Source organism: Pseudomonas fluorescens, assembly GCF_002022275.1.
GTDB classification, from domain to species: domain Bacteria; phylum Pseudomonadota; class Gammaproteobacteria; order Pseudomonadales; family Pseudomonadaceae; genus Aquipseudomonas; species Aquipseudomonas fluorescens_AJ.
In genome coordinates this window covers 241,798-258,395 of record NZ_MSDF01000014.1, presented here as the reverse complement: position 1 = coordinate 258,395, position 16,598 = coordinate 241,798, and the positions used below count along the sequence as shown (strand labels likewise).

General features: G+C 61.5%; 19 protein-coding genes. 9 read left to right on the top strand and 10 right to left on the bottom strand.

The genetic code is table 11. From position 1 onward, the window contains the following. Nucleotides 1-10: 10 nt before the first annotated feature. Nucleotides 11-865: a sulfurtransferase gene (locus tag BFW87_RS09390; RefSeq protein ID WP_078739585.1), complete on the top strand. Its 855-nt coding sequence runs from the start codon at nucleotides 11-13 to the stop codon at nucleotides 863-865. Between the two features lie 120 nt (nucleotides 866-985). Here BFW87_RS09390 and BFW87_RS09385 read toward each other — a convergent pair whose 3' ends face one another. The 4 genes from BFW87_RS09385 to BFW87_RS09370 all read right to left on the bottom strand — a co-directional run bounded on the left by BFW87_RS09385 (nucleotide 986) and on the right by BFW87_RS09370 (nucleotide 5,611). Continuing rightward, complete coding sequence (locus BFW87_RS09385; protein WP_078739584.1) at nucleotides 986-1,981, bottom strand: hydrolase; 996 nt, start codon at nucleotides 1,979-1,981, stop codon at nucleotides 986-988. Between the two features lie 183 nt (nucleotides 1,982-2,164). Next, the gene (gene rsmD, locus BFW87_RS09380) at nucleotides 2,165-2,773 is read right to left on the bottom strand and encodes a 16S rRNA (guanine(966)-N(2))-methyltransferase RsmD (protein ID WP_078739583.1); all 609 of its coding nucleotides are present in this window, start codon (nucleotides 2,771-2,773) and stop codon (nucleotides 2,165-2,167) included. Further along, nucleotides 2,773-4,263, bottom strand: a complete 1,491-nt coding sequence (locus BFW87_RS09375) for a M16 family metallopeptidase (protein WP_078739582.1) — start codon at nucleotides 4,261-4,263, stop codon at nucleotides 2,773-2,775. Before BFW87_RS09375 ends, rsmD begins: the two co-directional genes overlap by 1 nt. Beyond that, entirely contained in the window at nucleotides 4,256-5,611 is a 1,356-nt protein-coding gene (locus BFW87_RS09370; RefSeq protein ID WP_078739581.1) for a M16 family metallopeptidase, read from the bottom strand. The genes BFW87_RS09375 and BFW87_RS09370 overlap by 8 nt, the downstream gene beginning before the upstream one ends. A 338-nt stretch (nucleotides 5,612-5,949) precedes the next feature. Here BFW87_RS09370 and ftsY point away from each other — a divergent pair, with 338 nt between their 5' ends. The 4 genes from ftsY (at nucleotide 5,950) to rpoH (ending at nucleotide 10,046) form a co-directional block, all read left to right on the top strand. Next, nucleotides 5,950-7,362: a signal recognition particle-docking protein FtsY gene (gene ftsY, locus BFW87_RS09365; RefSeq protein WP_078739580.1), complete on the top strand. Its 1,413-nt coding sequence runs from the start codon at nucleotides 5,950-5,952 to the stop codon at nucleotides 7,360-7,362. Continuing rightward, nucleotides 7,359-8,030: a cell division ATP-binding protein FtsE gene (gene ftsE / locus BFW87_RS09360; protein WP_003213784.1), complete on the top strand. Its 672-nt coding sequence runs from the start codon at nucleotides 7,359-7,361 to the stop codon at nucleotides 8,028-8,030. Before ftsY ends, ftsE begins: the two co-directional genes overlap by 4 nt. After that, nucleotides 8,027-9,052 carry a permease-like cell division protein FtsX gene (ftsX, locus tag BFW87_RS09355; RefSeq protein ID WP_078739579.1) on the top strand — a complete coding sequence of 342 codons (1,026 nt, stop codon included), beginning with the start codon at nucleotides 8,027-8,029 and terminating at the stop codon, nucleotides 9,050-9,052. The genes ftsE and ftsX overlap by 4 nt, the downstream gene beginning before the upstream one ends. A gap of 139 nt (nucleotides 9,053-9,191) precedes the next feature. Then, nucleotides 9,192-10,046: an RNA polymerase sigma factor RpoH gene (gene rpoH / locus BFW87_RS09350; RefSeq protein WP_016972967.1), complete on the top strand. Its 855-nt coding sequence runs from the start codon at nucleotides 9,192-9,194 to the stop codon at nucleotides 10,044-10,046. 172 nt (nucleotides 10,047-10,218) lie between these two features. Here the strand turns inward: rpoH and mtgA are convergent, their stop codons facing one another. Further along, nucleotides 10,219-10,941, bottom strand: a complete 723-nt coding sequence (gene mtgA, locus BFW87_RS09345; RefSeq protein ID WP_078739578.1) for a monofunctional biosynthetic peptidoglycan transglycosylase — start codon at nucleotides 10,939-10,941, stop codon at nucleotides 10,219-10,221. A 74-nt stretch (nucleotides 10,942-11,015) separates the two neighbouring features. Between mtgA and BFW87_RS09340 the strand changes: the two genes are divergently transcribed. The 4 genes from BFW87_RS09340 to trmB all read left to right on the top strand — a co-directional run bounded on the left by BFW87_RS09340 (nucleotide 11,016) and on the right by trmB (nucleotide 13,243). After that, on the top strand, nucleotides 11,016-11,393 hold the full coding sequence (locus tag BFW87_RS09340; protein WP_078739577.1) for a DUF423 domain-containing protein: 378 nt from the start codon (nucleotides 11,016-11,018) through the stop codon (nucleotides 11,391-11,393). 71 nt (nucleotides 11,394-11,464) lie between these two features. Beyond that, the gene (thiS, locus tag BFW87_RS09335) at nucleotides 11,465-11,665 is read left to right on the top strand and encodes a sulfur carrier protein ThiS (protein WP_031320180.1); all 201 of its coding nucleotides are present in this window, start codon (nucleotides 11,465-11,467) and stop codon (nucleotides 11,663-11,665) included. 48 nt (nucleotides 11,666-11,713) lie between these two features. Next, a complete protein-coding gene (locus BFW87_RS09330; protein ID WP_015886353.1) occupies nucleotides 11,714-12,508 on the top strand; it encodes a thiazole synthase in 795 nt (264 codons plus the stop codon). A gap of 9 nt (nucleotides 12,509-12,517) precedes the next feature. Beyond that, nucleotides 12,518-13,243, top strand: coding sequence for a tRNA (guanosine(46)-N7)-methyltransferase TrmB (gene trmB, locus BFW87_RS09325; protein WP_017737956.1), 726 nt, complete (start codon nucleotides 12,518-12,520; stop codon nucleotides 13,241-13,243). A 137-nt stretch (nucleotides 13,244-13,380) separates the two neighbouring features. Here trmB and BFW87_RS09320 read toward each other — a convergent pair whose 3' ends face one another. Genes BFW87_RS09320 through metW form a run of 5 tightly spaced genes read right to left on the bottom strand, consistent with a single transcriptional unit; the run spans nucleotide 13,381 to nucleotide 16,597 of the window. Further along, nucleotides 13,381-13,704 carry a DUF3392 domain-containing protein gene (locus tag BFW87_RS09320; RefSeq protein ID WP_078739576.1) on the bottom strand — a complete coding sequence of 108 codons (324 nt, stop codon included), beginning with the start codon at nucleotides 13,702-13,704 and terminating at the stop codon, nucleotides 13,381-13,383. A gap of 19 nt (nucleotides 13,705-13,723) precedes the next feature. Continuing rightward, nucleotides 13,724-14,926, bottom strand: coding sequence for a radical SAM family heme chaperone HemW (gene hemW / locus BFW87_RS09315; protein WP_078739575.1), 1,203 nt, complete (start codon nucleotides 14,924-14,926; stop codon nucleotides 13,724-13,726). Between the two features lies 1 nt (nucleotide 14,927). Then, on the bottom strand, nucleotides 14,928-15,524 hold the full coding sequence (gene rdgB / locus BFW87_RS09310) for an RdgB/HAM1 family non-canonical purine NTP pyrophosphatase (protein ID WP_078739574.1): 597 nt from the start codon (nucleotides 15,522-15,524) through the stop codon (nucleotides 14,928-14,930). Further along, nucleotides 15,521-15,955 carry a DUF4426 domain-containing protein gene (locus BFW87_RS09305; RefSeq protein ID WP_078739573.1) on the bottom strand — a complete coding sequence of 145 codons (435 nt, stop codon included), beginning with the start codon at nucleotides 15,953-15,955 and terminating at the stop codon, nucleotides 15,521-15,523. Before BFW87_RS09305 ends, rdgB begins: the two co-directional genes overlap by 4 nt. 21 nt (nucleotides 15,956-15,976) lie before the next feature. Continuing rightward, entirely contained in the window at nucleotides 15,977-16,597 is a 621-nt protein-coding gene (gene metW / locus BFW87_RS09300; RefSeq protein ID WP_016972957.1) for a methionine biosynthesis protein MetW, read from the bottom strand. Between the last annotated feature and the right edge of the window lies 1 nt (nucleotide 16,598).

The window sequence follows — 16,598 nt, the reverse complement described above, 5'->3', positions numbered from 1 at the left end:
GGAGTTCGTCATGCCGCTTGCCCAACTGATCAGCCCCCAACAATTGGCCGAGCGCCAGAAGGCCGGCGGGGTGGTGATCCTGGATTGTCGTTTTGCCCTCGAAGACCCGGATTACGGGCGTTGCAGTTACGCCGAAGGGCATATCGAAGGCGCGCAGTACGCTGACCTGGAGCGCCACCTCAGTGGCCCGGTGACCAAGGGCGTGACCGGTCGCCATCCATTGCCGGCGGCGGACACACTGGTTCGACAGCTGCGCGCATGGGGCATCAATGCAGACACCGACGTGGTGCTGTATGACGACGGCCCCGGCGCTTATGCCGCCCGCGCGTGGTGGTTACTGGCCTGGCTGGGCAAGCGTGATGGCGTGTTTATCCTCGACGGAGGCCTCAAGGCCTGGCACGCAGCAGGTTTCCCTTTGAGCCTGGACGCGCCGGTGATCGAGCCTGGCACCTTCACGGGGACACCCGACAATCACCTGCTGCTGGACGCCGAACACCTGCAAAAACGCCTCGGCCAACCTGGCCTGACCCTGATTGATGCCCGCGCCCAACCGCGCTTTCGTGGCGACGTGGAGCCCATCGACCCGATCGCCGGGCATATTCCCGGTGCGCAGTGTGCGGCGTTTAACGAAAACCTGGGCAGTGATGGGCGTTTTCTGCCGGCTGAGCAGCTCAAGCAGCGCTTTGCCGCGCAATTGCAGGGGCGGTCGCCGGATGAGTTGGTGGCGTACTGCGGCTCAGGCGTGACGGCGTGCCATAACCTGTTCGCATTGAGCTTGGCGGGTTACCCGTTGGGCAAGTTGTATGCAGGGTCGTGGAGTGAGTGGATTACGGATTCCGCTCGGCAGATTGCGACGGGTGACTGATTCGTCTGCTGTGTAAACCCAATCCAACTGTGGGAGCTGGCTCGCCTGCGATAGCGGTGTGTCAGCCCCAAAAAGGTAGCTGACACGCCCTCATCGCAGGCAAGCCAGCTCCCACAGTTTTTAACCGTGTTGTGCCAATAGCCATTGGGGAATTCGGCGCTCCAGGTAGTAACTTGGCCGCTTCAGCGAACCGTCCACAAACCCCACATGCCCGCCTTTCGCCAGCAACTCAAACTCGGTGCAAGCCGACAGCTCACTGGCCTCGGGCAGGCTGTGGGCGAACACAAATGGGTCATCCGCAGCCTGGATAATCAGGGTGGGTGTGCGGATATCGCCCAAGTAGTACCGGCTCGACGCACGACGGTAATAGTCCTCGGCGCTGAGGAAACCGTGCAGCGGTGCGGTGACCCTGCCGTCGAAATCCCAGAACGTGCGCATCTTCTCCAGTGAGCCCAGAGCTTCCAGGGTTTTCAGCCCTTCGGCCTGGCCATCCTTTAGAAAACGGCTCTGTTTGACGCGGATATACGCCAGCATCTCGCGCATAAAATGCTTCTGATAAACCCGCGAAAAACCCAGGCCGATGCGGTCCGCACACTGGTCCAGACGAAACGGCACCGACACCGCCGCCGCGCCTTGCAGCCCGGATGCCTCGCCGGTTTCACCCAGGTGCTTGAGCAACACATTGCCGCCCAGCGAATAACCCACTGCGTACAACGGCGCCAAGGGCCGCTTGGCGCGCAGATGAGCAATCGCTGCCGCCAGGTCTTCGCTCGCGCCCGAGTGATAGCTGCGCGCCAACAAGTTCGGCTCGCCCGAGCAACCCCGCCAATTCAACGCAGCGCTGGCCCAGCCGCGAGTGGCGAGCGCTTGCTGCAGGCCGGCCACGTAGGGCGAGTTGGACGAGCCAGTCAGCCCGTGCAGCACCAGCACCAACGGCGCTTGCGCGTCATGGGGGCCGTGCCAGTCGAGGTCGAGAAAGTCGCCGTCCTCCAGCCACAGGCGTTCGCGTTGGCGTTCGATGTGAGTGGTGGGTCGCCAAAGCGGGCCCCACAGCGTTTGCAGGTGGGGGTTGCCGAGGCCGAAGGCGGGGGTGAACAGGTCGGTGGAAGGCTTCATGGACATCTCTGTAACGAGCAAGGCTTCATGTGGCGAGCAGGCTTGCCCTGCGTTGGGCTGCGCAGCAGCCCCATCAAAAGCACCGCGTTGGGTCATTCAGAGCACGGTCGCAGGTTTTGGGGCTGCTTCGCAGCCCAACGCAGGGCAAGCCTGCTCGCCACAATAAGCCTGCTTGCCTGGAAGTCAGGCGATGCTACGGTGCCACAACGCGTAATACACCCGCCCGGACTTCTGTTCCCGGTGCAGGCGCCACGCACCCGGCAGCCCGAGGGTGGAAGGCGCGGTCTCGCTTTCAGTGTAGATCCACGCATCCGGCGCGAGCCATTGGCGTTCTTCCAGCAGGGCGCACACGGTCGGCAACAGGTTCTGGTTGAACGGCGGGTCGAGGAACACCACGTCGTATTCGCTGGCCGGCTGGGTTTCCAGGTAGCGCAACGCATCGGCGGTTTGTACCTGGCCGGTGGTGCAGCGCAGGGTGCCCAAGTGTTCCTTGAGGCTGGACACCGCGATATTGCTGGCGTCCAGCGCCTGGCCCTGGGCCGCGCCACGGGACAGCGCTTCGAGAAACAGCGCGCCGCTACCCGCGAACGGGTCGAGAACCTTGGCCCCGCCGATGTACGGCGCAAGCCAGTTGAACAGGGTTTCACGCACACGGTCCGGCGTCGGGCGCAGGCCTACGACGTCGGGGAAGCTCAGCTTGCGGCTGCCCCATTCGCCGCCAATGATGCGCAGCTGGCCCACACCGTTATGCACGTTGTGGACGGGTTTTTTCGGGCGAGATGAACTGGCCATTAATGCTCCGGAACCCCGAGCGGCTGCTCGGCGGGTTTGTCAGTGGGGGGCGGTAGTGGCTTTTGCGCAATCGTCGGGCCGGCGGTCACGATGACCATCTTGTCGGCGCTCAAGTGTTTATTCATGGCAGCCTTGACCTGCTCTACGGTCAGGGCCTGGGATTGTTTCATGAAATCCTCAAGATAGCTCAGCGGCAGGTTGTAGAAACCCATGGCGCCCAGCTGCCCGACGATGTCAGCGTTGCTGGCGGTAGACAGCGGGAAGCTGCCGGCCAGCTCACGCTTGGCGTCATCCAGTTCCTTTTGCGTCGGGCCGTTCTTGAGGTAATCGGCCAGCACGTCTTCCACCAGGCGCAGTGTACCGCCGCTCATTTCGGCGCGGGTCTGCAGGTTGATCATGAACGGGCCGCGCACTTGCATCGGCGAGAAGCCGGAGTAGACGCCGTAGGTCAGGCCGCGTTTCTCGCGCACTTCGCTCATCAAACGGGTGCCGAAGCCGCCGCCGCCGAGGATCTGGTTGCCCAGGGACAAGGCTGCGTAATCCGGGTCGGCGCGGTCGATGCCCAATTGCGCGAACAGCAGGTGCGTTTGCTTGGACGGGAATTCGATATGGCTCAGGCCTGCTTTCGGCTCGGTTGGCTGCGCGATCTTCGCCAGCGCCGGGCCCTTGGGCAGTGATGCCGACACCTTGGCGGTCATGGCTTCGGCTTCGGCGCGGGTCAGGTCGCCGACTACCGCGATCACGGCGTTGCCAGCGGCATACGCCTTGGCATGGAACGCCTGCAATTGCGCCAGGGTAATCGCCGGAACGCTGTCCGGCGTGCCTTCGCTCGGGTGGGCGTAAGGGTGGTCGCCGTACAGGCGCTTGAACAGCTCAAGGCTGGCCAGTTTGGCCGGGTTCTGTTTCTGGTACTCAAAACCGGCGAGGATCTGGTTCTTGATGCGCGCCAGTGAGTCGGCGGGGAAGGTCGGCTTGCCGATCACCTCGTCGAACAGCGCCAGGGCGGCATCGCGCTTGTCGCTGTCGCTCAGGCTGCGCAGGGAGACCAGTGCCATGTCGCGGAACGCGCCATTGCCAAAGTCCGCGCCCAAACCTTCGAAACCGCTGGCGATCTGGCTCACATCCTTGCCCGGCACGCCTTCGTTGAGCATGGCGTTGGTCAGCAATGCTACGCCGGGCGTGTTGCCGTCCTGGCTGCTGCCGGCGGCGAACAGAATGCGCATGTCGAACATCGGCAGTTCATGGGCTTCGACGAACAACACCTTGGCGCCTTCGGCGGTGGTCCAGGTTTGCACGTCGAGCTTGCGGTTGGTCGGCGCCTTGCCGTCCAGTTCCGCGAGGGATTGCAGCGTGTTGCCCGACTGGGCCTTCTCCAGCGCAGGGCTGGCGACGGACTCGCTCGGGCGCAGGAAGTACACGGCGCTTGCGGCGATCAGGGTGACGACGATCAGGCCGGGGAAGATCAGGCGGCTGCTGTTGCGATCACTCATGAGCGGTCTCCTCAGGCAAAACATGGGCGACGCTGAGACGTTCGCGGGTGAAATAGGTGCGCGCGGCTTTCTGGATGTCTTCCGGGGTCACGCTTTGCAGGTCGGCAAGCTCGGTGTCCATCAGCTTCCATGACAGGCCGACGCTTTCCAGCGAGCCGATGGCCGTGGCCTGGCTGGTGATGGAGTCACGCTGGTAGACCAGGCCGGCGATGACCTGGGCGCGGATACGCTCCAGTTCTTCGGTGGTCGGCGGTTTGGCTTTCAATTCGTCCAGCAGGCGCCACAGGCCGGCTTCGGCTTGGGCGATGGTCTTCTTCTTTTGCTGGTTCGGCGTGGCCGAGAGGGTGAACAGGCTGTCGCCACGGGTGTAGGCGTCGTAGCTGGTGGAGGCGGCGGAAACCAACTCTTCACCCCGTTCGAGCTGCTCGGAGATGCGCGCGCTGTAGCCGCCGTCCAGCAACGCCGAGAGCAGGCGCAGGGCTTGCACCGAGCGTTTGTCTTCGGCGGTGGCAAGGCCCGGTACGTTGAAACCGAGAATCACGCTCGGCAGCTGGGTTTGCACATGCATCGTCAGCAGGCGCTCGCCGGGCTCGGCCAGCTCCAGGGGGACCTTGGCCGGTGGCACGTCACGCTTGGGGACTGGGCCGAAGTAGCGCTGGGCCAGGTTCTTCACCTCGTCCGGAGTCACGTCGCCGACCACCACCAGCGTGGCGTTATTCGGCACGTACCAGGATTGGTACCAGTGACGCAGTTCTTCGACCTTCATGCGTTCAAGGTCAGCCATCCAGCCGATGGTCGGCGTGTGGTAGCCGCTGGCCGGGTAGGCCATGGCCTTGAAACGCTCAAACGCCTTGGACATCGGGTTGTCGTCGGTGCGCAGGCGGCGCTCCTCCTTGATCACCTCGATTTCACGGCTGAACTCGTCAGCCGGCAGGCGCAGGCTGGCCATGCGGTCGGCTTCCAGTTCGAAAGCAACGCCCAAGCGGTCACGGGCCAATACCTGGTAGTAGGCGGTGTAATCGTCGCTGGTGAAGGCGTTTTCTTCGGCGCCCAGGTCGCGCAGGATCAGCGAGGCTTCGCCTGGGCCGATCTTGGCGCTGCCCTTGAACATCATGTGTTCCAGGGCGTGGGACAAACCGGTCTGGCCCGGGGTTTCATAGCTCGACCCAACCTTGTACCAGACCTGTGAAACCACCACCGGCGCGCGATGGTCTTCGCGCACGACCACTTTAAGGCCGTTATCCAGGGTGAATTCATGGGTGGGTTGAGGGTCGGCAGCCAAGGCTGAAAGGGGCAGACAAACTGTGCCGAGCAGCAGGCCTGCGGCGCGGCGGGCTAGAGCATTCATTCGTTTTTTAACCTGTTGGGCTGCCCGCTTGGTCTTAGCGTCGGCGGGCGAGAGGGTGCTAGGATACTGATCGGATTTGGACACGGCCACTGCGGCTGTCATCTTGTCCCGGATCCAGTCGTAGGAATGTAGGATTTGGCGTCAGTTTTCTCCGACGATCTTCCGCTTTTCGACGATTTTATCGCTTCAGTCCTTTATTGAAACGATTCGTTAAGGCCCTTATTTACGCCTTACAAAATGTTGCGCATGAACAAGCGAGCGTTAAAGCAGTCTGTTCTGCATCGAATTTATTTACCGAAGCGCCTTGGCGCATCGCCACTTTGAGATAGCCGTCCTCCATGTTTGGTTCCAACGACGACAAGAAGAACCCAGCTGCGGCTGGCGAGAAAAAAGGCCTGTTCGGATGGCTGCGCAAAAAGCCGCAGGAAACCGTCGTCGAACAGCCGCAGGCTCAACCTGAGCCGATTCCAGAGCCGGTCATTGAAGCCGAACCCGCCGCTGAAACCCCGGCGCCGATCGTGTTGACGATGGCTGAGCCCGTATTGCAGCCGGTCGCCGAGGTTGAGCCAGAGCCTGAACCCGAGCACAAACCGTGGCTGGAACTGCCGGTGGCTGAGGAGCCTGTGGCGCTGGTGGAGGATGTACAGGCTGAGCACGTGGTGCCGCCGATTCCGTCTGTGGTCGAGCCGCTTGTAGTAATGGTGGAAGCCGCGCCGATTGTTGAAATCCCGGCACCGGTTGAGCCTGTTCCTGCTCCCGTGGTGGTTGCAGCGCCTGCCGTTATCGAGCCAGAACCCGTCGCCGTTCCTGCTGAAACCAGCAAAACCGGCTTCTTCGCCCGCCTCAAGCAAGGCCTGAGCAAAACCAGCGCCAGCATCGGCGAAGGCATGGCCAGCCTGTTCCTCGGCAAGAAAGTCATCGATGACGAATTGCTGGAAGACATCGAAACCCGTCTGCTCACCGCTGACGTGGGCGTCGAAGCCACCGCCGTGATCATCCAGAGCCTGACCCAGAAGGTCGCGCGCAAGCAGCTGACCGACGCCGACGCCTTGTACAAATCCCTGCAGGCCGAACTGGCCGCGATGCTCAAGCCTGTAGAAGCCCCACTGGTGATCACGCCGAACAAGCCGTTCGTGATCCTGGTGGTGGGCGTCAACGGCGCCGGTAAGACCACCACCATCGGCAAGCTGGCCAAGAAGCTGCAGTTGGAAGGCAAGAAAGTCATGCTCGCCGCCGGCGACACCTTCCGCGCCGCCGCTGTGGAACAGCTGCAAGTCTGGGGTGAGCGCAACAAGATCCCGGTCATCGCCCAGCACACGGGCGCAGATTCCGCTTCGGTGATCTTTGACGCCGTGCAAGCCGCCAAGGCGCGCAACATTGACGTGCTGATCGCCGACACGGCCGGTCGCCTGCACACCAAAGACAACCTGATGGAAGAGCTCAAGAAAGTGCGCCGCGTGATCGGCAAGCTCGACGCCGACGCCCCGCATGAAGTGCTGCTGGTACTCGACGCCGGCACCGGCCAGAACGCCATCAGCCAGGCCAAACAATTCAACCAGACGGTGCAACTGACCGGTCTTGCATTGACTAAGCTCGACGGCACGGCCAAAGGCGGCGTGATCTTCGCCCTGGCCAAACAGTTCGGGTTGCCGATTCGTTATATCGGCGTCGGTGAAGGCATCGACGACCTGCGCACCTTTGAAGCCGAACCCTTTGTACAGGCACTTTTCGCCGAGCGGGAGCGTTCATGATTCGATTCGAACAGGTCGGTAAACGCTACGCCAACGGGCATGTGGGCTTGCATGAGCTGAGCTTTCGAGTGCGGCGCGGCGAGTTCTTGTTTGTGACCGGTCATTCGGGCGCCGGCAAAAGTACGTTGTTGCGCCTGTTGCTGGCCATGGAACGCCCGACCACCGGCAAGCTGCTGCTGGCGGGCCAGGACCTGGCCACCATCAGCAACGCGCAGATTCCGTTCCTGCGCCGTCAGATTGGCGTGGTGTTCCAGAATCACCAGTTGCTGTTTGATCGCACAGTGTTCAACAACATCGCACTGCCGTTGCAGATTCTTGGGCTGTCCAAGGCTGAAATCGTCAAGCGTGTGGATTCGGCGCTGGAGCGCGTGGCGCTGTCGGACAAGACCGACTTGTACCCCGGCGACCTGTCCACCGGCCAGCAACAGCGCGTCGGCATTGCCCGCGCCATCGTCCACCGCCCGGCCTTGCTGCTGGCGGACGAACCCACCGGTAACCTCGACCCGCGTCTGGCGGCCGAAATCATGGGCGTGTTCGAAGACATCAACCGCCTGGGCACCAGCGTGCTGATCGCCAGTCACGACCTGGCGCTGATCGCGCGTATGCGTCACCGCATGCTGACCCTGCAACGCGGCCGCCTGATCGGTGACGGGGAGGCGGGTGTATGAGTGCTACCCGCAGCCCTAAAGTCTCCGAACGCGTGGCGCCGAAAGCCGCCGACCCGCAGCCGCAGAAAAAGAAAAAACATGACGATGACGATGGCCCGGACTTCGGCACGCTGCTGCGCGCCTGGATCGAAAGCCATCGCGCCAGCCTGCTCGACAGCCTGCGCCGCCTGGGCAAGCAGCCGATCGGCAGCTTCTTCACCTGCCTGGTCATGGCCGTGGCGTTGAGCCTGCCGATGGGTCTGTCGCTGCTGCTGAATAATGTGGAGCGCCTCGGCGGTTCCTGGCAGCGCGCAGCTCAGATTTCCCTGTACCTGAATATCGACGCCAGCTCCAAAGACGGCGAGTCGCTGCGTGATGACATCAAGAACCTGCCGGGCGTGGCGGATGCCGAGTACATCAGCCGCGATCAGGCCCTTGAGGAGTTCCAACAACAATCCGGCCTGGGCGAGGCGCTTAAAGAGTTACCGCAGAACCCGCTGCCGGGCGTGGTGCTGGTGACGCCGAATGAAGTCGACAAGCCGGCGCTTGAGGCCCTGCGACAAAAACTCGCAGAAATGCCCAAGGTGCAACAGGCACAGCTTGATCTAGTCTGGGTAGAACGCCTGGCGGCGATCCTTAAGCTGGGCGACCGCTTTGTGTTCGGCCTGACAGTGCTGTTGGTGTCTGCATTACTTTTGGTGATAGGTAATACCATTCGTCTTCATATTGAAAACCGTCGCACCGAGATAGAAGTGATTAAACTGGTCGGCGGCACGGACAGCTATGTGCGTCGTCCCTTTCTATATATGGGCGCGCTTTACGGCTTGGGTGCCGGGATTTTGTCCTGGGGCGTGTTGGCATTTGGCCTGGACTGGCTGAACGACGCGGTTGTCGGGCTCGCCGGACTCTACGGCAGTGATTTTGCCCTGGCCGGGGTGCCGGTCGCCGACGGTTTTAGCCTCTTGCTAGGCGCGGTCTTGTTGGGGTATATCGGTGCTTGGATTGCGGTCGCTCGTCATTTACGCGAGTTGGCACCGAAGTAGTTTGAAAGCGTTAATGTCAGATTAATGTGGTTTCGATTGTATTGACCGTATCAGTGGTTTAGGGAACTTGTCCTACGGTTCCCGGTCAATTTTCGCAGTGCTGAACTGCACGAGTTATGTGAGTCGGAGGTTTTTTCGTATGACCACTTCTTTGCAACCTGCTTATGCCTTGGTCCCGGGTGCGAACCTGGAGGCCTATGTGCACACGGTCAACAGCATTCCATTGCTGACGCCCGAGCAGGAGCGTGAACTGGCCGAGAGTCTCTACTATGAGCAGGATTTGGGGGCGGCTCGGCAGATGGTGCTCGCCCACCTGCGTTTTGTTGTACATATCGCCCGTAGCTATAGCGGCTACGGCCTGGCCCAGGCTGACCTGATTCAGGAAGGCAACGTCGGCCTGATGAAGGCGGTAAAGCGCTTCAACCCGGAAATGGGCGTGCGTTTGGTGTCGTTTGCCGTGCATTGGATCAAGGCGGAAATCCACGAGTTCATCCTGCGCAACTGGCGCATCGTGAAAGTGGCGACCACCAAGGCCCAGCGCAAGCTGTTCTTTAACCTGCGCAGCCAGAAGAAACGCCTGGCGTGGCTGAACAACGAGGAAGTCCACCGCGTGGCCGAAAGCCTCGGCGTGGAACCGCGTGAAGTGCGCGAGATGGAAAGCCGCCTGACCGGGCACGACATGGCCTTCGACCCGGCCGCTGAAGCGGACGACGACAGCGCCTTCCAGTCGCCGGCCAACTACCTGGAAGATCACCGGTACGACCCGGCGCGTCAACTGGAGGATGCGGACTGGAGCGACAACTCCAACCACAACCTGCATGAAGCGCTGGAAGTGCTGGACGACCGCAGCCGTGACATCCTCTACCAGCGCTGGCTGGCGGAAGACAAAGCCACGCTGCATGACCTGGCGCAGAAGTACAATGTGTCGGCCGAGCGGATTCGTCAGCTTGAGAAGAGCGCGATGAACAAGCTGAAGTTGTCGATAGCTGCTTAAAACACAGCAATAAAAAATGCCCCGATTGAAAGATCGGGGCATTTTTGTATGTGCTTAACGCGGCCCAATGTGGGAGCTGGCTTGCCTGCGATGAGGCCCTGTCAGCCAGCTTATTTGGAAACTGACCCACCGCTATCGCAGGCAAGCCAGCTCCCACAGGATCCGGGTTGTGTCAGTCGGACCATGGAGCTTTGCGCGAGTTGTTCAGCTCCACGAGGTAACCATCCCCACCCAGTTGGCTCATCTGCTGCCGAATCCACGCCGCCCGCCTTGCCACATACGCCGTCGGATGGCTGGCACTCCACACCCGCGGGTTAGGCAGCACCGCCGCCAGGTAGCTCGCCTGTTGCCGCGAAAGCCCTTTGGCACTCACCCCAAAGTGATGCCGCGCCGCTGCTTCCGCGCCAAACACCCCTTCATCCCACTCAACACTGTTGAGATACACCTCAAGAATCCGCTGCTTGGGCCACAGCACTTCAATCAAGCCGGTAAACCAGGCTTCCAACCCTTTGCGCAGATAACTGCGGCCGGTCCACAGGAACAGGTTTTTCGACACCTGCTGGCTCAACGTGCTGGCGCCGCGAATCGAGCCGCCGCGCTCGTTGTGCAGGATCGCCGCCTGGATCGCGCCGAAGTCAAAGCCCCAGTGTTGCGGGAAGCGCTGGTCTTCACCGGCCATCACCGCCACTTTAAGGTCGTCGGAGATGTCTTCCCACGGCACCCAGCTGCGCTGCAGGTCAATAGGCTCACCGTCGAACCATGATTCGACCTTGCGCTCCACCATCAAGGCGGTGAACGGCGGCGGCACGACGCGAAACAGCAGCACCAGCAGCACACTGCCGATGGCAAACCATTTCACGACGTTGAGAAAGCGTTTGAAGAGGAGACGCAGCATAGAGATGGCTTGGCCGAACCCGTTGAGCGGGCCATTATACAGACCCTGCCCCGCGAGTCTGACTGGAGTTCCACATGCTGCGTAGCTTTCTGATGCTGGCTGCCTTTTTCGGCTTTACCGGCGTTGCGCTCGGCGCTTTCGCTGCCCACGGCCTGAAAAACCGCCTGAGCGCCGAGTACCTGGCGATCTTCCACACTGGCGTTACTTACCAATTGATACACGCACTGGCGTTATTCGGCGTCGCGCTGCTGGCCGCGCACATTCCTGGCCGGCTGGTCAGCTGGGCGGGTATCTCGTTTACCGTCGGTATCCTGCTGTTCTCCGGCAGCCTGTATGTGTTGACGCTGACAGGGTTCAGCAAGCTCGGCATCATCACGCCATTTGGCGGTTTGGCCTTCCTGCTCGGCTGGTTTTTCCTCGGTCTGGCAGCATGGCGTTTGCAGGCCATCTGACCGAGGGGCTTGGGCCCGCAGCGGCAATCGGGCTAGAATGCGGGCCCCTAAAAACGATGGCGGCCCGTGGCATGCGCATTCTGTTGAACGGCGAATCCTTTGAACTGCCCGACGGTGAAACCGTTGCGGCCCTGCTGACCCGTCTGGACCTGACCGGGCGTCGTGTCGCAGTGGAACTCAACCTGGATATCGTCCCGCGTAGCCAGCACGCCGAGACCGCGCTCACCGAAGGTGACCAGGTCGAAGTGGTCCACGCCATCGGCGGCGGTTAGTCGCCCGCCTGAATTCTGCAGAACCTCACCCCATTTCGAGGATTTCCCATGAGCATCGTTCGTAGCGACAAGCCCTTCGTCCTGGCCGGTCGTACCTACCAGTCCCGCCTGCTGGTCGGCACCGGCAAGTACCGCGACATGGAAGAAACCCGCCTGGCCATCGAAGCCTCGGGTGCCGAGATCGTCACCTTTGCCGTGCGCCGCACCAACCTTGGCCAGATCGAAGGCGAGCCGAACCTGCTCGAAGTGCTGTCGCCGGACCGCTACACCTTTTTACCGAACACCGCCGGTTGCTACGACGCGATCGAAGCCGTGCGCACCTGCCGCCTGGCCCGTGAGCTGCTCGACGGCCACAACCTGGTGAAGCTGGAAGTGTTGGCCGACCAGAAAACCCTGTTCCCCAATGTGATCGAAACCCTCAAGGCCGCCGAAACCCTGGTCAAGGAAGGTTTTGACGTGATGGTCTACACCAGCGATGACCCGATCATTGCGCGCCAACTGGCGGAAATCGGCTGTATCGCGGTGATGCCGCTGGCCGGTCTGATCGGTTCCGGCCTGGGCATCTGCAACCCGTATAACCTGCAGATCATCCTCGAAGAAGCCAAAATCCCGGTGCTGGTGGATGCAGGCGTGGGCACTGCCTCCGACGCCACCATCGCTATGGAACTGGGCTGCGATGCGGTGCTGATGAACTCGGCCATCGCCCATGCCCAGCAGCCGATCATGATGGCCGAAGCCATGAACCACGCCATCGTCGCAGGCCGCCTGGCCTACCTCGCTGGCCGTATGCCGAAAAAACTCTACGCCAGCGCCTCCTCGCCGCTGGATGGTCTGATCAAGTAAGAGCCATTGATGACTGAATCAAACGAAACGCCGAACACCGTGGAAGAAGGCGACGAGTCCAAGCACCGCCGCATCAAGAGTTTTGTGATGCGCGCCGGTCGCATGACCGAAGGCCAGCAAAAGGGTCTGGAGCAAGGTACGCCGCTGTTCGTGCTGCCATTGGCCGATGCGCCGGTGGACTACGACCAGGTGTTCGGCCGTTCGGCCCCGCGCTCCCTGGAAATCGGTTTTGGCATGGGCCACTCCCTGCTGGAAATGGCCGCAGCCTCGCCGGAACAGGATTTCATTGGCGTTGAAGTGCACCGCCCAGGTGTCGGCGCGCTGCTCAACGGCGTGCTCACTCAAGGCCTGACTAACCTGCGGGTTTACGACTGCGACGCGATCGAAGTGCTCAATCGCTGCATCGCCGACAACAGCCTCGACCGCCTGATGCTGTTCTTCCCCGACCCGTGGCACAAATCCCGTCACCACAAGCGCCGAATCGTCCAGGCCTCCTTCGCGGAGCTGGTGCGCAGCAAGCTGAAAGTGGGCGGCATTCTGCACATGGCCACCGACTGGGAACCGTACGCGGAATACATGCTGGAAGTGATGGACGTCGCGCCTGGCTACCGCAACCTGGCCGAAGACGGCAAATGCGTGCCACGCCCGGCCGAGCGCCCGATCACCAAGTTCGAACGCCGCGGCGAGCGGTTGGGGCATGGGGTGTGGGATTTGAAGTTCGAGAAGGTCGACTGACAGCTGCTAGCTTGAAATGCAATCAAATGTGGGAGCTGGCTTGCCTGCGATAGCATCACCTGGGTATCACTGATACACCGAGGTGTCTGCATCGCAGGCAAGCCAGCTCCCACAGTTGTTATGCAGTGTGGTCAGGATCAGCGGCGGTCTGCCACAACGCCAATCAACACCAGCACCACCACCAACACCGGCGCCAGGCTGTAGTTATTGAACTGGCTCAAGCCCCGAACGATCCACGGCGTGGCGTAGATCAGCGCCGCACCGCTGCCGATCATGCATACCAGCGCCATCAACGGCACGCGCAATGCGCCGGCGACACTGCCCAGCCGCGCTTCGACCCAGCCTTTGATGTCCGCGCCGAACAGCACCAGCAAACAGCCGACAAGGGCCAGGGAAATTTCCGACAGGTTGCTGCGGCTCCAGCGGGATACGGTGGCGAGCAGGTCGAGTACCAAATCCATTCGAATTCCTTAAGAGCGATCAGCTCAAAAACGTCTGCAACAGGTCATTGAGAAAGAGTTGCCCACGGTCGGTGGCCGCCAGGCGTGACGGTTCGACCTGCATTAGGCCACTTTGTTCTGCCTCGCGCCGGCCTTCGTCGAGGCTCGCCAGATCGAGGCCGGTGCGCTCGGCGTAAAGCCTGGCTTCGACGCCTTCGGTGAGGCGCAAAGCGTTCATCAGGAACTCGAACGGCAGCTCTTCGTTAGTCAGCTCTTTCGCGCCAGCCTGGAAGCTTTTGGCCGGGTTGAGGTAGTCCTTTGGCGCGCGAGTCTTCCAGGTGCGCACAATACGCCCGTCCGGGTGGCTCAGCTTGCCGTGGGCGCCCGCGCCGATACCGATGAAGTCGCCGAAACTCCAGTAGTTCAGGTTATGCCGTGCCGGGCGACCCGGTTGGGCATAGGCCGACACTTCATATTGCGCGTAACCATGCTCGGCGAGCAGCGCCTGGCCGGCTTCCTGAATGTCCCACAGCGTGTCGTCTTCCGGCAGCACAGGCGGCTGGTTCCAGAATACGGTGTTGGGTTCGAGCGTCAGTTGGTACCACGACAAGTGCGTCGGCTTCAGCGCGATGGCCTGGCGCAGGTCACTCAGCGCATCGTCCAGGGACTGATCAGGTAACCCGTGCATCAGGTCCAGGTTGAAGTTATCGAACCCGGCCTGACGGGCCATTCCGGCGGCGCGCACCGCTTCATCGCCATTGTGGATGCGGCCCAAAGCCTCAAGTTTTTCCTGCTGGAAGCTCTGGATTCCGATGGACAGGCGATTAATGCCCAGCTTGCGGTATGCAACGAACTTCTCTTGCTCGAACGTCCCGGGGTTGGCTTCCAGGGTGATTTCGATGTCACTGGCAAACGGGATGCGCGCTTCCACGCCCTTGAGCAAACGGCCCAGCGCTGCGGCGCTGAACAGGCTTGGCGTGCCGCCGCCGAAGAAGATCGAACTCAGTTCACGGCCGTAAACGGCGTGCAGGTCCTGGTCCAGGTCGGCGAGCAACGCGTCCACATACTCTTCTTCCGGCAGTACTTTGCTGGCGGTGTGGGAGTTGAAGTCGCAATACGGGCATTTGCGCACGCACCACGGAATGTGGATGTACAGCGCCAGGGGCGGCAGCACAGGCAGTGCCGCCCGAGGAGTTTGCGCGCCGCCGTGAATCAGCGGCTGCGCAGAGGTGTTCTGGGTCATTTCAGTTCAGGCCCAGGCGCTGGCGCAGCAACACCATGGCGCGGGCGCGATGGCTGATCTGGTTTTTGTCGGCCGGGCTCAATTCGGCGCTGGAGACATTGCGCTCCGGCACCCAGAACAGCGGGTCATAGCCAAAGCCGTGCTCGCCACTGGCCGCGTGCAGGATGCGACCGTGCCACAGGCCTTCGCAGAGGATGGGCAGCGGGTCGTCTGCATGGCGAACCAGTGCAAGTACGCAGACGAACTGTGCGCCGCGTTCGGCGTCCGGTACATCCTTCAGGGCGTCGAGCAGCTTGGCGTTGTTTGCCGCGTCGCCTTTGCCGTCGGCATAACGCGCGGAGTAGATGCCAGGGGCGCCGCCGAGGAAATCCACTGCCAGGCCCGAATCGTCGGCCAGCGCCGGCAGGCCGGAGATGCGCGCAGCATTGCGTGCCTTGAGGATGGCGTTCTCGACAAACGACAAGCCGGTCTCTTCCGGCTCCACCTGGCTGAACTCGCCAATCGAGCGCAGTTGCACGGACTCGCCGAGCATGGCCTGGAGTTCTTTGAGTTTGCCGGCGTTATGGCTGGCGAGTACGAGTTGGGTGAGGTTCATCATTCGGCCGGAAACAGTTCTTGGACAAAACTGAAACCGTGGGCTTTGCCGCCGGTTTCAACGTTGATGGTGAAAGTCTTGAATTCCTGTTGCGGCACGGAGTAAGGCGCGAGGTAGTTGGTCGCGCCTTTTTCGGTGATTTGCTTGAACGTCAGCACTTCGCTCTTGCCGCTCAGGTCCTTGATGGTACCGGTCACTTGCGCCACCACCGGGGTGACGCCCTTGAACACCGACACGTTGATCAAACCCTTGTTCTTGCTGCGCACCACGCCGACGGCCTGGGCCGTTTCCGGTTGCAGGAAGCTGGAGGTAAAGGTGTTGTAGCGCACGGTGATGTCGCCAAATTCCTTGGTGCGGTTAGGGTCGATAACGTCGGCGGCCATGGCGTTGGCGCCAAGCAAGGTGGTCAATAGAAAAATAGCCAAACGACTCATGAGCGTCCCTCTTGAAAATGATTAGACGGCAATCTTGTGGTCGGTCAGGCCAGGGCTGCTGACCCGGTAAATACCGATTTCGCCCAACAGGTTGGGCCATAGCTTACTCGCCCAGCCGTGGCGGTGTTGTTGATCGACGGCAAGGCGATTGATGACTTTGGCTTCACGCTCGCCGCACAAGGCTTCGAAGTCTTCAAAGGTGCAGAAGTGGATGTTCGGTGTGTTGTACCAGGTGTACGGCAGGAAATCCGACACCGGCATGCGGCCCTTGGTGGCCAGGTACCAGCGGCAGCGCCAGTGGCCGAAGTTGGGGAAGGTGATGATGCACTGGCGGCCCACGCGCAGCATTTCGTCTAGGATACGGTCCGGGTAGTGCACGGCTTGCAAGGCCTGAGTCATCACTACGATGTCGAAGCTGTTGCTGGCAAAGTTGCCCAGGCCCTTGTCCAGGTCCTGTTCGATCACGTTGATGCCCTTGGCCACGCACTGGGCGATGTTGTCCGGGTCGTTTTCCAGGCCGTAGCCGGTGACTTGCTTGTTGTCGCGCAGCCAGCTCAGCAGTTCGCCATCGCCGCAACCCAGGTCGAGCACGCGGCTGCCGGCGGGGATCCAGTCTTGGATGATTTCCAGGTCGGCTCTCATG

Coding starts and splice junctions, on each gene's coding strand:
- trmB (WP_017737956.1), top strand. CDS start 12,518: ATGACTGAATCAAACGAAACGCCGAACACCGTGGAAGAAGGCGACGAG.
- BFW87_RS09385 (WP_078739584.1), bottom strand. CDS start 1,981: ATGAAGCCTTCCACCGACCTGTTCACCCCCGCCTTCGGCCTCGGCAAC.
- BFW87_RS09390 (WP_078739585.1), top strand. CDS start 11: ATGCCGCTTGCCCAACTGATCAGCCCCCAACAATTGGCCGAGCGCCAG.
- ftsE (WP_003213784.1), top strand. CDS start 7,359: ATGATTCGATTCGAACAGGTCGGTAAACGCTACGCCAACGGGCATGTG.
- BFW87_RS09370 (WP_078739581.1), bottom strand. CDS start 5,611: ATGAATGCTCTAGCCCGCCGCGCCGCAGGCCTGCTGCTCGGCACAGTT.
- hemW (WP_078739575.1), bottom strand. CDS start 14,926: ATGACCCAGAACACCTCTGCGCAGCCGCTGATTCACGGCGGCGCGCAA.
- ftsX (WP_078739579.1), top strand. CDS start 8,027: ATGAGTGCTACCCGCAGCCCTAAAGTCTCCGAACGCGTGGCGCCGAAA.
- BFW87_RS09340 (WP_078739577.1), top strand. CDS start 11,016: ATGCTGCGTAGCTTTCTGATGCTGGCTGCCTTTTTCGGCTTTACCGGC.
- BFW87_RS09330 (WP_015886353.1), top strand. CDS start 11,714: ATGAGCATCGTTCGTAGCGACAAGCCCTTCGTCCTGGCCGGTCGTACC.
- rsmD (WP_078739583.1), bottom strand. CDS start 2,773: ATGGCCAGTTCATCTCGCCCGAAAAAACCCGTCCACAACGTGCATAAC.
- BFW87_RS09320 (WP_078739576.1), bottom strand. CDS start 13,704: ATGGATTTGGTACTCGACCTGCTCGCCACCGTATCCCGCTGGAGCCGC.
- BFW87_RS09305 (WP_078739573.1), bottom strand. CDS start 15,955: ATGAGTCGTTTGGCTATTTTTCTATTGACCACCTTGCTTGGCGCCAAC.
- rdgB (WP_078739574.1), bottom strand. CDS start 15,524: ATGATGAACCTCACCCAACTCGTACTCGCCAGCCATAACGCCGGCAAA.
- BFW87_RS09375 (WP_078739582.1), bottom strand. CDS start 4,263: ATGAGTGATCGCAACAGCAGCCGCCTGATCTTCCCCGGCCTGATCGTC.
- ftsY (WP_078739580.1), top strand. CDS start 5,950: ATGTTTGGTTCCAACGACGACAAGAAGAACCCAGCTGCGGCTGGCGAG.
- metW (WP_016972957.1), bottom strand. CDS start 16,597: ATGAGAGCCGACCTGGAAATCATCCAAGACTGGATCCCCGCCGGCAGC.
- rpoH (WP_016972967.1), top strand. CDS start 9,192: ATGACCACTTCTTTGCAACCTGCTTATGCCTTGGTCCCGGGTGCGAAC.
- thiS (WP_031320180.1), top strand. CDS start 11,465: ATGCGCATTCTGTTGAACGGCGAATCCTTTGAACTGCCCGACGGTGAA.
- mtgA (WP_078739578.1), bottom strand. CDS start 10,941: ATGCTGCGTCTCCTCTTCAAACGCTTTCTCAACGTCGTGAAATGGTTT.